The sequence below is a fragment of the Corynebacterium sp. MSK150 genome, assembly GCF_030229215.1.
Taxonomy (GTDB): domain Bacteria; phylum Actinomycetota; class Actinomycetes; order Mycobacteriales; family Mycobacteriaceae; genus Corynebacterium.
In genome coordinates this window covers 1-768 of record NZ_JASPHM010000037.1, presented here as the reverse complement: position 1 = coordinate 768, position 768 = coordinate 1, and the positions used below count along the sequence as shown (strand labels likewise).

Below are 768 nucleotides of genomic sequence, written 5' to 3'. Positions count from 1 at the left end.
CGGATCTTGTGTCCGTAGGAGAGGATGTTCATTGTGAGTCAACAGCGCAAGAAGTACACGCCGGAGTACCGGCGTGAAGCCGCGAACCTTGTAATCGAGTCAGAGCGCCCGATCGCTCATGTGGCTAAGGAGATTGGCGTCTCCGCCGGGCTTTTAGGCCGGTGGGTCAAACTCGAGCGTGAACGCCGAGGGGCCTCGGATGGGATGAGTGAGGCGGATCTTCGTGCTGAGAATGCCCGTCTGCGCCGTGAGTTGGCGGAAGCCAAGATGGATAATGAGTTCTTGTCAAAAGCGACAGCCTTCTTCGCCGCGAAGCAACGCGAGCAGAAAAGTTCGAATTGATGCAGCAGGAGAAGGCAAACTACAGCATCAAACGCATGGCACGGCTATTAAAAGTGTCTCGGTCTGGATACTACAAATGGGCTGATACGCAGCAGAAGCGACTATCTGGCGAAAATGATCGTGCTGCATTTTACGATGGCGTTGACCGAAAGATTCATCAGATTTGGAAAGACTCCGATGAGGTTTATGGTGCTCCGCGGATCACCGCAGAACTTACCGAGCGCTACCAGATCACCCTGAATCGCAAGACTGTGGCTAAGCGGATGCGCATGATGGGCATTGAAGGGATTTCACCGCGTGCCTTTGTCCCGGTGACAACGATTCAATCCAAGCGTAAGTCAGCTCTTCCTGACCTGGTCAAGCGCATGTTTGATACTGGTGAGCTCAACCGAGTGTGGATGTCGGATATTACCTACCTACGCACCA

2 protein-coding genes are annotated in these 768 nt (G+C 53.5%); both read left to right on the top strand.

Annotated elements, in window-relative coordinates; genetic code table 11:
- Positions 1-33 precede the first annotated feature (33 nt).
- A complete protein-coding gene (locus tag QP941_RS11530; RefSeq protein ID WP_010188437.1) occupies positions 34-342 on the top strand; it encodes an IS3 family transposase in 309 nt (102 codons plus the stop codon).
- A partial coding sequence (locus QP941_RS11525) for an IS3 family transposase (protein WP_284869006.1) occupies positions 342-768 on the top strand: 427 nt, incomplete at its 3' end. The genes QP941_RS11530 and QP941_RS11525, both read left to right, overlap by 1 nt.